7 protein-coding genes are annotated in these 14,064 nt (G+C 61.2%); 3 read left to right on the top strand and 4 right to left on the bottom strand.

Annotated features, from left to right (window positions below):
- Positions 1-23 precede the first annotated feature (23 nt).
- Complete coding sequence (gene recG, locus LNV07_RS06505) at positions 24-2,099, top strand: ATP-dependent DNA helicase RecG (RefSeq protein WP_263570369.1); 2,076 nt, start codon at positions 24-26, stop codon at positions 2,097-2,099.
- A gap of 496 nt (positions 2,100-2,595) precedes the next feature.
- On the opposite strand, the gene LNV07_RS06500 is transcribed toward recG, so the two are convergent.
- The gene (locus LNV07_RS06500) at positions 2,596-2,997 is read right to left on the bottom strand and encodes a hypothetical protein (RefSeq protein ID WP_263570368.1); all 402 of its coding nucleotides are present in this window, start codon (positions 2,995-2,997) and stop codon (positions 2,596-2,598) included.
- A 101-nt stretch (positions 2,998-3,098) separates the two neighbouring features.
- Positions 3,099-5,525: a beta strand repeat-containing protein gene (locus LNV07_RS06495; RefSeq protein ID WP_263570367.1), complete on the bottom strand. Its 2,427-nt coding sequence runs from the start codon at positions 5,523-5,525 to the stop codon at positions 3,099-3,101.
- Positions 5,526-6,354: 829 nt separating this feature from the next.
- Here LNV07_RS06495 and LNV07_RS06490 point away from each other — a divergent pair.
- Positions 6,355-8,079: a hypothetical protein gene (locus LNV07_RS06490; RefSeq protein ID WP_263570366.1), complete on the top strand. Its 1,725-nt coding sequence runs from the start codon at positions 6,355-6,357 to the stop codon at positions 8,077-8,079.
- Between the two features lie 495 nt (positions 8,080-8,574).
- On the opposite strand, the gene trhP is transcribed toward LNV07_RS06490, so the two are convergent.
- Both trhP and LNV07_RS06480 read right to left on the bottom strand, forming a co-directional pair.
- Positions 8,575-9,936, bottom strand: a complete 1,362-nt coding sequence (trhP, locus tag LNV07_RS06485) for a prephenate-dependent tRNA uridine(34) hydroxylase TrhP (protein WP_263570365.1) — start codon at positions 9,934-9,936, stop codon at positions 8,575-8,577.
- 233 nt (positions 9,937-10,169) lie between these two features.
- Positions 10,170-12,284, bottom strand: a complete 2,115-nt coding sequence (locus LNV07_RS06480; protein WP_263570364.1) for a TonB-dependent receptor — start codon at positions 12,282-12,284, stop codon at positions 10,170-10,172.
- Positions 12,285-12,500: 216 nt separating this feature from the next.
- On the opposite strand from LNV07_RS06480, the gene LNV07_RS06475 reads away from it, so the two are divergent.
- Positions 12,501-14,060, top strand: a complete 1,560-nt coding sequence (locus tag LNV07_RS06475; protein WP_263570363.1) for a DUF4331 domain-containing protein — start codon at positions 12,501-12,503, stop codon at positions 14,058-14,060.
- Positions 14,061-14,064 lie beyond the last annotated feature (4 nt).

Below are 14,064 nucleotides of genomic sequence, written 5' to 3'. Positions count from 1 at the left end.
CGCGCCAAGGCAGAATGCCGCCCATGCCCGAGGCCGATCGAAAAGAAACCAGCGCCGCCAACAAGCCCAAATCCGCGCCGCAAAAGGCGATGGAAAAACTCGGCCTGCTGCGCGACATCGATCTGGCCCTGCATCTGCCGATGCGCTACGAGGACGAGACCCGCATCACGCCGATCGCCGAGGCGCGCTCGCACGAGGGCGAGGCGGTGCAATGCGAGGGCGAGGTGCTGGAATGCCGGATCGAGACGCGCGGCCGGCGTGTGTTGCTGGTCAAGATCAGCGATGAAAGCGGCGCCGAACTGTTGTTGCGCTTCATACATTTCTATCCTTCACATCAGAAGACCATGGCGGTCGGCGCCCGCATCCGCGTGCGCGGCGAGTTACGCCATGGCTTCTTTGGTCGCGAGATGGTGCACCCGACCTTCAAGGCGGTCGTCGAAGGCGCGGCACTGGCCACCGCGCTGACGCCGGTCTACCCGGCCAGCAACGGCCTGCCGCAGGCCTATCTGCGCCGCGCGATCGCCTCGGGCCTGAGTCGCGCCGACCTGGGCGAGCTGCTGCCCGCCGGGGTGGTGCCGCCCACCCTGCCCGCGCTGCGCGACGCGCTGAACTTTTTGCACCACCCGCCGCCGCAAGCGCGCCTGTCGACGCTGGAAGATCACAGCCACCCGGCCTGGCAGCGCCTCAAGTTCGAGGAATTGCTGGCCCAGCAAATCAGCCAGATGCAGGCGCAGCGCGAGCGGGCATTGTTGAAGGCGCCCGCCCTGATGGCCAAACGCGGCGGCTTGCATGAGCAGTTGCTGGCGGTGCTGCCCTTTGGCTTGACCGGCGCGCAGCAGCGCGTCAGCGAGGAGATCGCGCAGGAGCTGGCATTGCCACAACCGATGCACAGGCTCTTGCAAGGCGATGTCGGTTCCGGCAAGACGGTGGTGGCGGCGCTAGCCGCGGCGGTCGCCATCGACGCGGGCTGGCAATGCGCGCTGATGGCGCCGACCGAAATCCTGGCCGAGCAGCATTTCAAGAAGCTGGTCGGCTGGCTGGAGCCGCTGGGGCTGAAGGTCGCTTGGCTGACCGGCAGCGTCAAGGGCAAGGCCAGGCAGAAGATGCTGGACGCGGCCGCCGATGGCTCCGCGCAGCTGGTCATCGGCACCCATGCGGTGATCGAAGACAAGGTGAAGTTCGCCAGGCTGGGCCTGGCCATCATCGACGAGCAGCACCGCTTCGGCGTTGCCCAGCGGCTGGCCTTGCGCAAGAAGCTCGCTGCGATGGACCTGGAGCCGCATCTGCTGATGATGAGCGCGACGCCGATTCCGCGCACCTTGGCGATGACTTATTTCGCCGACTTGGCGGTGTCCACCATCGACGAGCTGCCGCCGGGGCGCACGCCCATCGTCACCAAGGTGTTCGCCGACAGCAAGCGCTTCAATGTGATCGAGAAGATCCGCGATGAAGTGGTCAACAAGGCCGCACAGGTCTACTGGGTCTGCCCGCTGATCGAAGAGTCCGAGACGCTGGATCTGAACAACGCGACCGAGACGCATGCCGAGCTGTCCGCCGCGCTGGACGGTTACGTGGTCGGCTTGCTACATGGTCGCATGACGCCGGCCGACAAGGCCGCCGTGATGGCCGAGTTCACGGCCGGGCGCATCAGCGTGCTGGTGGCGACGACGGTGATCGAGGTCGGCGTCGATGTGCCGAACGCCAGCCTGATGGTGATCGAACATGCCGAACGCTTTGGCCTCAGCCAGTTGCACCAGCTGCGCGGCCGGGTCGGGCGCGGCGCGGTCGCGAGTGTCTGCGTGCTGCTCTACACCGGGCCGCTGTCGGACACCGGCAAGTCGCGGCTGAAGGCGATGGCCGAGACCAATGATGGCTTCGAGATTGCAAGGCGCGACCTCGACATCCGCGGGCCGGGTGAGTTCATGGGCGCGCGCCAAAGCGGCGCCGAGCTTTTACGCTTCGCCGACCTGCAGGAGGACTCGGTGCTGCTGCAAGCCGCCCGCCGCTTGGCGCCGCAGTTACTGGATAAACACCCGCAGGCGGCGCGCAGACAGGTGGAACGTTGGTTGGGGGCTAAGGCGGAGTTTTTGAAAGCTTAGTTAGTCCGTACTCCGGTCGATTTGGCCACCTTTTCCGATTCAACGTAGCCCAGTATTCCGATTCAAAATGGCCACCCACGCCGATGTGGCTACGCCAGCCGAAAGTCGGTGTTGGCGATCTGGTTTCAAGAGATCTGAACGGCTCCAAGGTGCCCATTGCCGAAGTTCGAAGTAGTGGGTTGTAGGGCAATGCCCCAACGGCTACGGTCGTTGGCAGTTGTGAGGCGGATTCACGTTGTCGACCACTCAGCAGTCACTCGCCTGCCCCAATGCTGGTTCCGTCAACGTCCGGTCTCGGGTGAACTGCGGTCATCCTAGGCGTGGCAAACCACGCAGCCTGTATAAGGCGCCGCTAAATGCCTGTTGTTCGAACCGTCGAAGGGCGGAACCGACCCAGAGGGGCCGGCGGCGAAAGGGCGTTCTTGGATTGACGCGCTTAAAGTTCAGGTGCCTAGAAAAATCGAACATCACTTGAGAGGCCCAACCTATCCCAGTCTTACTTATCGGCTTTGCTTTGTTCCGCAATCAGCTTAGCAATTTGTGACTCTGGCTTCACCGGTTCGATCACCATAATCTGTTGCCGGTTGATGATCATTCGGTCGGGACCATGCCATTCACCGCCACGCTTGATCATCGTGTTAGCAACTTCTTTGGTCTCCGCATTGACCACCCTGCTCTGGATGTAGAACACATCGCGCAGGACGGTGTAGTCGGTCCCAAGTGCCTCAATACGCCCGAAATAGACTTGGCCATTCAGCAATGAGATGGCATGGTAAGCCGTGACCAATTCTGGCGCTGCATGTTGGCGCATGCTTTGATAGGCAGTAAGCCCTTGTGATCCTGCGATAACCAATGCTGCGAGGCTCAACATCCAGGCTTGCGTTTTCGAAATCGTCATTTTTTCTAGTGAATAGGTGGTGTATTTGAGACTGGGCTACCGGAGCACAACTGGCCTTGGCTTCGTTCGGCGATATGTAGCCAGTTTTCGAAGGATTCGAATCAGGCCAAGTCAGTCAATCGACGGCTAACTTGCCTTCTTGTATAGGCAAGTCCAACAAGTGCAAGAACGAGCAGCGCCAAAGTATCGGGCTCTGGAACATCGCCTCCATTTGCGTCTGACAGTGTCAGCAACAATTGGAGGTGACACAGCGCATTCAATGTTTGGCAGGACTGGGTAAGCTGCGCCTCATAGTGCTTGTTTGAGCCTGCAGCGAATTCCAAACTAACCTTATCGAAGCCTTCCATTGAAGTTGCTTCAAGAAAATCAAAGTGATAAGAGTCGTCATCAAGCCCAAGGGCCAGCATGAGATTGATTCGCGCGCCCGCGTCAAACTTGAGAAGACCAAGCACTTTCAAGACGTCAAAGCTCGATGCTGAGGCAAGCTCCAGATTTAAAGTTCCGCCAAACAACACATTGCCCACCATCGTCAAAGTACCAGGCGATTCGCCGGGCGCCACGGTCGCGGCACTACCAATGACAATGTTTGCGGCCTCTATCGTTCCGCTGCCTTGCACGTTTCCGCCATCGATATGAATGCTGCTAGCGCGGAGGCTTCCGTCGACTTTAGTGGTTCCACTGGCCTGCGAATAATCACTACCCAACACTTGGCTGTTTGCAGAAACAGAGACTACGCCAAAATTGGTTGCTGGACCGGTGAGGCCTAGCACACCAGCATTGACATTGAGCGTGCCTTTGTTTTCAAACGCGATGCCAATGTCGCTGTACCCGGCCCCGACCTTGCTGTACGTGCCCGCGTTGACGAACTTCGAGTCCGCAGTCCCACCGATTGAATTGCGGTAGGTGCTGCTACCGTTGTCAACGAAGGTTCCGGTGTTGGTCAGGACGGCGCCGTTCACGGCGAAGAGCGTGCCGCCGTCCAAACTGGTCGTGCCGGCGAAGTCAATGCTGCGCTGATTGGCGGTGGCGTACCGGCCGTAGCCAAGCAGCGCGAGCTCACCCGTAAAGGTGGTCGTGCCGGTGCCGTTCATTGAGCCGCCGGTCCAGGTGCTGGGGCCGCTGACGTTCAGCGCGCCGGCACCCATGATGGCGCCTCCGGCTAGATTGAGCGTGGTCGCGTTGAAGGTGCCGCCAAGATTGAGCGCACCTGGGTAGACCTCAAGTAGTCCCGTGAAGGTATTGGAGCCTTTGGTGTTGACCAGAGCGTTGCCACCAATTTGTAGGCCGCCGTTGCCACTAGCAACCGTCAAACCGCCAAGTTCATGCACTCCGCCGCCGTAGACCAAGGTGGCGCCAGAGGCAATATTGAGGCCGCCGGTGATGCTGCTACTGGCGGTCAGGCCCAGCACACCAGCATTGACATTGAGCGTGCCTTTGTTTTCAAACGCGATGCCAATGTCGCTGTACCCGGCCCCGACCTTGCTGTACGTGCCCGCGTTGACGAACTTCGAGTCCGCAGTCCCACCGATTGAATTGCGGTAGGTGCTGCTACCGTTGTCAACGAAGGTTCCGGTGTTGGTCAGGACGGCGCCGTTCACGGCGAAGAGCGTGCCGCCGTCCAAACTGGTCGTGCCGGCGAAGTCAATGCTGCGCTGATTGGCGGTGGCGTACCGGCCGTAGCCAAGCAGCGCGAGCTCACCCGTAAAGGTGGTCGTGCCGGTGCCGTTCATTGAGCCGCCGGTCCAGGTGCTGGGGCCGCTGACGTTCAGCGCGCCGGCACCCATGATGGCGCCTCCGGCTAGATTGAGCGTGGTCGCGTTGAAGGTGCCGCCAAGATTGAGCGCACCTGGGTAGACCTCAAGTAGTCCCGTGAAGGTATTGGAGCCTTTGGTGTTGACCAGAGCGTTGCCACCAATTTGTAGGCCGCCGTTGCCACTAGCAACCGTCAAACCGCCAAGTTCATGCACTCCGCCGCCGTAGACCAAGGTGGCGCCAGAGGCAATATTGAGGCCGCCGGTGATGCTGCTACTGGCGGTCAGGCCCAGCACACCAGCATTGACATTGAGCGTGCCTTTGTTTTCAAACGCGATGCCAATGTCGCTGTACCCGGCCCCGACCTTGCTGTACGTGCCCGCGTTGACGAACTTCGAGTCCGCAGTCCCACCGATTGAATTGCGGTAGGTGCTGCTACCGTTGTCAACGAAGGTTCCGGTGTTGGTCAGGACGGCGCCGTTCACGGCGAAGAGCGTGCCGCCGTCCAAACTGGTCGTGCCGGCGAAGTCAATGCTGCGCTGATTGGCGGTGGCGTACCGGCCGTAGCCAAGCAGCGCGAGCTCACCCGTAAAGGTGGTCGTGCCGGTGCCGTTCATTGAGCCGCCGGTCCAGGTGCTGGGGCCGCTGACGTTCAGCGCGCCGGCACCCATGATGGCGCCTCCTGAAAACGCCAGTGCCCCGATTGCCGAGGCTTCCGAGTTCTGCAGCACACCGCCGGCAAAGGAAAGTCGCCCGCTGCCTGAAAACGAGCGCACAGAGATCGAGCCTGATCCAAAAAATGTATCAAACGCGCCAAGATTTGCATCGTCAGCTAAGCCTGGGATCCCATTGCTCCAATTTCCTGCAGCGTCCCAAGATCCATTGTTAGTGCCTACCCAAGCAACGGGAATTGCATTTACCGTCCCGGCTAGCACTACAAGCGCAGCGGCTGTCGCCACCGAACGAATCATGTGGCGACAAATAGATCGTGCACGCATCGACTTCTCCCTAACTATTTTTGTTCGGGGGAGTCTAGGGCCTAACGCTTTAGTTGCAGGCTGACCGGCCCCATTGAATGGGGGGGGGGCAGATACCCTTGGCATCACAGTGGGAAATTGCAACTTAGCGGGGGTCTAAGGTCAACGTTGGACATTGAACTGCCAAATGGGCGGTGCCACCGAAATGGCGTGGACCGCGTGAGGTCGAGAGCTCGAAGGAACGGCGCATAGCTGAAGTTTCGCTCGTCGACCGTTTTGGCCAACGGCGGCTTGTTGGCGATGGAGCGACCTCACGCTCCCGGCCAGGTCGAGTCATTCGATGCCAGGGAGGATCGGCAACGAAGTGCGCGCTGCGATTGCATTTTTGCCCGCTTTGGCGGCATCGACCACGTAGACTGTGGTCGATGGTCACATTACTTCGCCCCATACTATTGATTCAATTAATGACAAACATGGGAAGGCCAGCGATGCCAACCATGCAACCGGTCTGGACCTCTATCGCCGCTCCAAGCGCCAGCCAGTGAGCGAAGTTGATCACAATGCTTCTTGCTCTGGGCCCAGCCGCATGGGTAGAGCGGCGGCATTCCTTGGTCGCGCATATCTATTCTTGGCCTTGCTCGCAGCGGCGGCGGTTCAAGCTCCTGAACTAAACGCGGGCTGGCTGCTTGCCCTAGCACTGATATTAGCGGTGCCTGCGGTACTCGCGCTATGGCATCTAGCGGTGGTGCGCTGCCTGCTATCCCTGCATCAGTTCCAGCCCGGCCACGTACTCCATTGGATCGGCAGTCGTCTCGTGTTGCGAAAAGTTTTCGCCGCAGGGTTCGCCGTGTTTGCCGCATTTCTGTCGATTCTCCACTGCGCTTCATTCGGCCGGCGTGACTGGGTGCTTTTGATCTTGATGCCGATCGTTTTCGTGATCGCGCGTTTTAGTTTTGAAGGGCTGGTCAGGCCGCAGTTCAAAGGCGCGCCGTACGCAGCACAAGCGATGTTAAAGCCGGCTGGATGGGCTGTAGTGCTTATTTACATACTGGGATGGGTCGGACTTGGAGTGATGGCGCCTGACGCCGCTCAGGGCGGCCTACTTGAACGCGTCGAGCTACTGCAAGCGCCCTGGAGGCACGCCCCGGCAGCTTCGGCCCGATATGCGGCTGATGCCATGGCTTGGGCAACGGCGGCGCTGGACTTAGCCAATGCGCTGTCACAGACGCCAGACTGGCATATTGCCCTCGGCGTGATGACGGCACCGCTGGCCACGGTCGTGTTCGCTTCTTTGGCTTTGAAGGGCTTGGCACTTCCGGTGGCGGAGGTGCGACGCACCTGTTCACCGGGCCCTAGCGCAGCCGAAGTGCCACCTCCGATCACGCCTGTGGGAGCTGGAGCCCATGCGGCAGTCATCGTTGTGCTCCTGCTAATTCTCTTCCAGTTTGCTGCGCGTGTGGAGCATGCGCTCGTGGGCGGAGACAGTCCGCTCGCAGTTCGCCAACTCATGGATTGCGAGGCCATCGACGGCAAGGTTTACAAGTTGGGAACGGTGGCCTCAATCACCAAGGCCATGACAGAGGCCTCGGCCAAGGCCGAGCATGCACAGGCGAGCGCCTGTGCGGAGCTCGATTCGGCCCAGGGAGCGGCAGAGAAGGCTGTCGAAAAGTATTTGGACTGGTACTTCAGCCTTCAGGCGGAGTGGATGAGAACGGTGATGATGCTGACAGGCAGTTCTGAACAGATGCTGTCGGATCAATTGACGAAGACGCTTAAATCGGCGCCCGGGCTGGCCGAAGCTTTAGCACGCGCGCAGGTCGGTAGCCGAATCCAGGCAAGCACGCGCGATGCTCTGCCTGACAAGGTTCAAAGCATACTGGGCGACAACGTGCTTGTGCTCGACGAGCGCGCGTGCAAGGTGGTGCGCCACGAGTCGATTGCGCAGACTCTTGCAGCAAAGGAGCGCGAATCGTCTCACCTAAGAACTGCAGGTGGTCTCGGGGTCGGCCTAGCTGCGGGTGTTGTGGTTGGCAAGGTTGCAGCCAAGGCGCTTACGAAGGGGTCGATGAAGGCGGCGGCCAAGGTGCTCGCGAAGTTCGCCGCTAAAAAGGCGGCCTCGATCACGGTATCCACGGGAGTTGGCATGGCAACGGGTTCAGTGATCCCGGTCGTGGGGACGGCGGCTGGAGCGGTCGTCGGCGCAGCCGTAGGTGTTGTGATAAGCGTAGGCGTCGAATGGGCCGCGCTGGCGGCAGAGGAGCACCTCTCGCGCGACGCAATGAAGACTGAGCTGCTGGCGGCGTTTAGGGAGACGTTGGCGCCCATGCGAGTAGCGATGGCATGCACACCTTGAGCGTGGACTGTATCCACGTTCTTTCCATGTAAGCAAAGCCGACCGTTTAGTACGTATTGGTGAAGCCGCGATTGCCTCAGGATTCAGACGGGCACCTCTCCCAAATATCATTTGCTTCGGTCGCTTCTTGGCTCGAGATGACTTAGGCTGAGAACCATCGTTGCAAATGCCCACTAAGGGTTGTACATCAGACGTTGGCCCTTTGACTTGCTCAAAGGCCGGTATTGAATCCAGCGGCCATTGGGCCGCCGAAACTCAACGACCGCCGCCAGCCTTCCAGTGTCCGGCGATCTCGCGCGATGGGCGACAGCAATGGGCACAAAGCAGCAACTGAGAGACGGACCCTATTTGTGCTTACTGAACCCGCTTCGGCTGGACAGCATGACTCGGAACATGCGGCCATGTTTGAGTCGAGCCGAGTGCCCACACGTTCGATCCCAATAGGTGGCCAAATTGAAACGGAATGGGCGCCACTTTTGGCCCAGACAACGCAGCTTAGGTCAATAGCCGCGCGATCAAGGCCCCCTGGTAACGCGCCGGCAACCGTATCGACACCGCCACCCCATTGCCCGCCGCCGCCATCACCGGCTCGCCGTCTTTGCCGCGCATCTCGGTCAACTCAAGTATCTCGTTACCGCTGGGATGAATGATCTCCAGTCTGTCGCCGACCTCGAAGCGGTTTTTCACCTCGATATCGGCCCAGCCCTGCGCATCGATGCTACGCACCTCGCCGACATATTGGCTGCGCCTCGCCTTGGAGTGCCCATCCAGATAGTTCTGCGTGTCCTGGCTGCGATGGCGCTGGTAGAAGCCGCTGGTGTAGCCGCGGTTGGACAGGCCGTCCAGCTCGGCCAGCAGCGTTGGGTCGAAACTGCGACCGGCCACCGCATCATCGATCGCCCGTCGGTAAACCTGTGCCGCGCGCGAGACGTAATAGCGGCTCTTGGTGCGGCCCTCGATCTTCAGCGAATCGACGCCGATCTCGACCAGACGCTGCACATGTTCGACCGCGCGCAGGTCCTTGGAGTTCATGATGTAAGTGCCATGCTCGTCCTCCTGGATAGGCATCAACTCACCGGGGCGCTGCGACTCTTCGATCAGATAAGTCTGGTCGGCCAGCGGGTGCCGCTCGGTGCCGCCGGCGGCCGAGAAGTCCCGGTCGGCTTGTTCCACCGCCTTGTGGAAGTCGAACTTGATCGCTTGCGCCTGGCCGGCCTCGTCCTCGAACGCGTCGCCCAGTTTGTAATCCCAGCGGCAGGCGTTGGTGCAGGTGCCCTGATTGGCGTCGCGGTGATTGAAGTAGCCCGACAGCAGGCAGCGGCCCGAGTATGCGATGCAAAGCGCACCGTGCACAAACACCTCCAACTCCATGTCCGGGCATTCTTGGCGGATCTGCGCCACCTCGTCCAGACTCAGCTCACGCGACAGAATGACCCGCTTCAAACCCTGCTTCTGCCAGAACTTGACGCCGGCGAAGTTGACCGTATTGGCCTGCACCGACAAGTGGATGGGTAAATCCGGCCAGCGCTCGCGCACCATCATGATCAAGCCCGGATCGGCCATGATCAGCGCGTCGGGCTTCATCTCGACGACCGGCGCCATATCGGCCAGATAGCGCTTGAGTTTGTCGTTATGCGGCAGGATGTTGCTGGCGACGAGGAATTTTTTACCGCGTGCATGGGCCTCGGCGATGCCGGTGCGCAGGTTCTCCAGCTTGAAGTCGTTGTTACGGGCACGCAGCGAATAGCGTGGCTGGCCGGCGTAGACGGCATCGGCGCCGAAGTCGAAGGCGGCCCGCATACGGTCGAGGTCACCGGCCGGCAGCAAGAGCTCCGGGGATTTACTGATTTGCGCCATGGAGTGATCCGGCCCGGGCTTGCGGGGACGCGAAGCGGGCGGAAAAATGTTTTCGAACCGGGCAGTCTATGCAAACTGGCCTTGGCGAAGCTTGCGACAGGTCAAAGCCAGGCGAAAACACGAATTGGCGCGCTGAGCGCACGCTGTAGAGCAAGCTCAGCAGCGGTGGCGGCAGCTTTCCGGGCGCGATATGGGTCGGCCACCCTTGAACTCCGGCTCAAACACGCGGCTGACTAAAAACCGATGCTCAAACCCAGCCGCAGGCTGCGCGGCTCGACCGGGTGAAAGTGGATGTCGGGCAGCCCTGCAGCCGGCTCGCCCTTCAGGCGCGAGGCGTAGTAGTAGTCGATGTCGCTGGCCTTGCTGGCGAAGAGATTGAAGATGTCCAGGTTCAAGCTGGTGTTGGCGTTGATGCGGTAGCCGATGCGCATCTGCGCCAGCGTCGTGGCCTTGGAGCGCTGGCTGTTGTCTTCGGTCAGCGCGCGCGGGCCGAAATAGCGCAGCTGGAATTGGCCCGACCAATTGCCCAAACCCGTCAGCGTCGCGCCGGCCGAGAAGACCCGGTTGATGGCGCCGGGCACATGTCTATCATTCGGGGCAGCGGCCGCATCAAACTCGGTATAGCGTGCCTTGGACAGAGCCACATCCGCGTCCAGCAGCAGCCACGACGCCGCCTGGTAATGGTTGTTCCATTCCACGCCGCTGCGCCGGCTGGCGCGGCTGGCCTCGGTCTCACCGGCATCGCCGACAAACACCAACTCCGACGCCAGGCTCAGCTGCCACAAGGCCAGCGAGCTTTGCACGCCCGGGATGATCTCGGTGCGCAGACCCAGCTCGCTGCCCTTGGTGCGTACCAACGGCCGCACCGCGTCAACGGGCAAGCCTTCTTTGGCGGAGACCCGGGCGGTGGCGCCACGCGCGTCATTGCTGTGAAAGCCCTGGCCGTAGTTGACGAAGGCTTCGGTCTTTTGCCAGGGGCCAAAGATCAGCGACAGCTTGGGGCTGCTCAGATGGGCTTTTTCGCTGCCGCTATTGGCCGGGATCGAGCTGCTGGCCTTCAGCGTTAGCTGATCAAACCGCAGGCCGGCGACGCTGCGCAGCCAAGGCAGCCATTGGGTGGAGTTCTCGGCAAATAGGCCGACCGAGGTTTGGCGCACGCTGCTTTCCTGGATGACGCCGACCCGCTGGCGCGCGACCGCCCCATACAGGCCGACCGGGTTCAGGCGGTCATGGCGGACTTGCAAGCCAATGGTGTTGCTGGTCTCCAGCCCGCCGACCTTCAGGTCCCAGTTGCTGCTCGTGGCCAGGCCGTAAACCTGGCGCCGCTCGGCCTGCTCGAATTGGTCGCCATGCTTGGCACCGGGGTCCAGATCGACCGGATGCTCCAGAAAGTAGCTGAAATTGGAGAACAAATCCAGCCTGGATTTCAGTGCATAGGCATTGAACTTGAAGCCGCCGTCGTCACCCCGTCGCTCGGTCGTGAAGGACAGGCTCTGGCGCGAGGTATGGCCGCCATCGGTCGGGTCGAGTGCGCCGAAGCGGCCGACCAAGCCGGCCTCCACCGCGCGCAGCGGAATCTGATCGGTCGAGTTCCAGTCGGCCTCGTAGGCCATTGCAGTGATGCTGCTGCGCATGTTCGCCGGGCCAAAGCTGTAGCGCAGCACGCCATTTTTGCGCCGCAAATGCTCCGGGTTCTCCCACGGGCCGTCGTTGTGCGAGGCCTCCAGTGCATAGAGTAGATCGCCACCGTTCAATTCGACCGATTTGGTCAGCAAGGCGCGCCGGTAGCCGTTTTGGCCGAGCGTCAACTCGGCCAGGCCGGCATCCATGCGGTCGGCCAACTCGAAGCGGGCCGCGCCGGCCGAGGCAAAGTCGCCCACATCGGCAAAGTAAGGGCCCTTCTTGTAGCTGATGCGATTGACGATTTCGGGGATCAACCAATTCAGATCGCTATAACCATGGCCATGCGCGTGGGTCGGCATATTGACCGGCATGCCGTCCACAAAGGTGGAGAAGTCGGTGCCGTGATCGAGGTTGAAACCCCGCAGAAAATACTGGTTAGCTTTGCCGCCACCGCTGTGCTGGGTGACGATCACGCCGGGCACAAACTCCAGCAGTTCGGCCGGCCTCAAGGTTGGGCGGCTCGCGATCAAGCGGGCACTGACCGCGCCCTGCGAGGCCGCGTCCGAGCTGCCGACACCATTGACGTAATTGCCGATCACCAGCACGGGCGCCAAGGTCTGCGTCTCTTCGCTTGCATCGGTATTGGCTGCCGCGCGCTGGCTCAGCACGGCCAGCAAGCCGAGCGAAACGGCCAAGCTCAGCGAGTTCTTGTTTCTGGTTTTCAAAGCGGGGTCCTGATGGCGGTGCCGGTAGTTTTCTATGCCGTGTGACCCGATACGCAGCGCCGGCGCCTTTGGATGCAGAACGAGACCGGCGCGCCGCTCGGAAACTATTTCGATCTTTTTTGCATCCACGCCCGAGCCAACTCCGTATGGGGAGTCACGACGACACAAATCCCTGTGCCGCCCGGTCCCTCGATAGCCCCACCAAGGAGTCCTCACATGAAGAAATCTGCCCACCTTTCGATCAACAAGGCCAACGCCTGCGCGCTGGCCGTCTCATTGGCGCTGGCCAGCCTGGCCGCGCCCGCCTTCGCTTCCAGCCACCGCGAAGCGCCTTTCATCACCACCGTGCCCAAGGTCGACGGTTCCGACTTCTATATGTTTCGCAGCTACGAGGCCGATCGCAGCGACTATGTGACGCTGCTGGCCAACTACCTGCCGCTGCAAGACGGCTACGGCGGCCCGAACTATTTCGCCCTCGACCAGAACGCGCTGTATGAAATCCATATCGACAACAACGGCGACGCCAAAGAAGACCTGACCTTCCAATTCCGCTTCAAGAACACGCTGTCCAACAGCGGCGCCGGCCAGGCCCTCAATGTCGGCGGCAAGATGATGAACATCCCGCTGGTGCAGTTTGGCGGCGTCAGCAATGTCAAGGACGGCAATCTGCAATTGGCCGAAACCTATGGCGTCACCGTCGTGCGCGGCGACCGCCGCAGCGGCACGGCGCAGGCCGTCACCAACGCCAATGGCGGCAGCGCCAGCTTTGACAAGCCAGTCGACAATATCGGCAAGAAGACGATTGCCGACTACGCCGGTTACGCGGCCAAGCATATCTACACGGTCAATATTCCCGGTTGCAGCATGCCGGCCAAGCTTTTCGTCGGTCAGCGCAAGGATGCGTTCGCGGTCAATCTGGGCACCATCTTCGACCTGGTCAATGCACCGGTCGGCGTCATCACCGACCCTAGCCTGATCGGCGCGGCGCCCAACACCATTGACGACAAGAACGTCACCACCTTGGGCCTGGAAGTCCACAAGAGTTGCCTGACCAATGGCAGCGACGATGTGATCGGCGGCTGGACCTCCGCCAGCATGCGCCAAGCCCGCTTGCTGAACGGCAAGCCGGGCTCGGGCCATCAGGCCAGCGAGAAGGCCGGCGGCGCCTGGGTGCAGGTCTCGCGTCTGGGTATGCCGCTGGTCAACGAGGTCGTCATCGGCCTGAAGGACAAGGACAAGTTCAACTCGTCCAAGCCAACCGGCGACGCTCAGTTTGCCGATTACGTGACCAACCCGACCCTGCCGGCTTTGCTTGAAATCGCGCTGGCCCTGCCCAACACGGCACCGACCAACTTCCCGCGCACCGATCTGGTCACGACCTTCCTGACCGGCATCAAGGGCGTCAACCAGCCCAAGAATGTGGTCGGCTCCGAGATGCTGCGCCTCAACACGGCGATCCCGCCGGTCGCATTTGCGCAGCAGAACCGCTTGGGGCTAGTCGGCAACATCCTCGCCGGTGGCAATGACAACGCCGGCTACCCGAACGGCCGCCGTCCCAAGGACGATGTGGTCGACATCTCGCTGGTGGCCGTGATGGGCGGCCTGTGCATGGCCAATGGCGATACCGACAAGCTCGGCTTCGGCGCCGCATGCAAGCCTGCCGCCGTGCCGCTGGGCGCCACTTCCTTCAAGCTGCATGACGCCGTTGACCAAGCGACCGTGCCCTTGCTGAGCGGCTTCCCTTATCTCAACACGCCGGTTCCAGGCACCAAGTAAATCG

It is taken from the genome of Roseateles oligotrophus (assembly GCF_025717515.1).
Classification (GTDB): Bacteria; Pseudomonadota; Gammaproteobacteria; order Burkholderiales; family Burkholderiaceae_C; genus Paucibacter_A; species Paucibacter_A oligotrophus.
This window is presented reverse-complemented; position numbering and strand designations above follow the sequence as displayed.

What these genes read in the sequence shown, in the direction of transcription:
- recG (WP_263570369.1), top strand. Translation starts at nt 24, where the DNA reads ATGCCCGAGGCCGATCGAAAAGAAACCAGCGCCGCCAACAAGCCCAAA.
- LNV07_RS06500 (WP_263570368.1), bottom strand. Translation starts at nt 2,997, where the DNA reads ATGACGATTTCGAAAACGCAAGCCTGGATGTTGAGCCTCGCAGCATTG.
- trhP (WP_263570365.1), bottom strand. Translation starts at nt 9,936, where the DNA reads ATGGCGCAAATCAGTAAATCCCCGGAGCTCTTGCTGCCGGCCGGTGAC.
- LNV07_RS06475 (WP_263570363.1), top strand. Translation starts at nt 12,501, where the DNA reads ATGAAGAAATCTGCCCACCTTTCGATCAACAAGGCCAACGCCTGCGCG.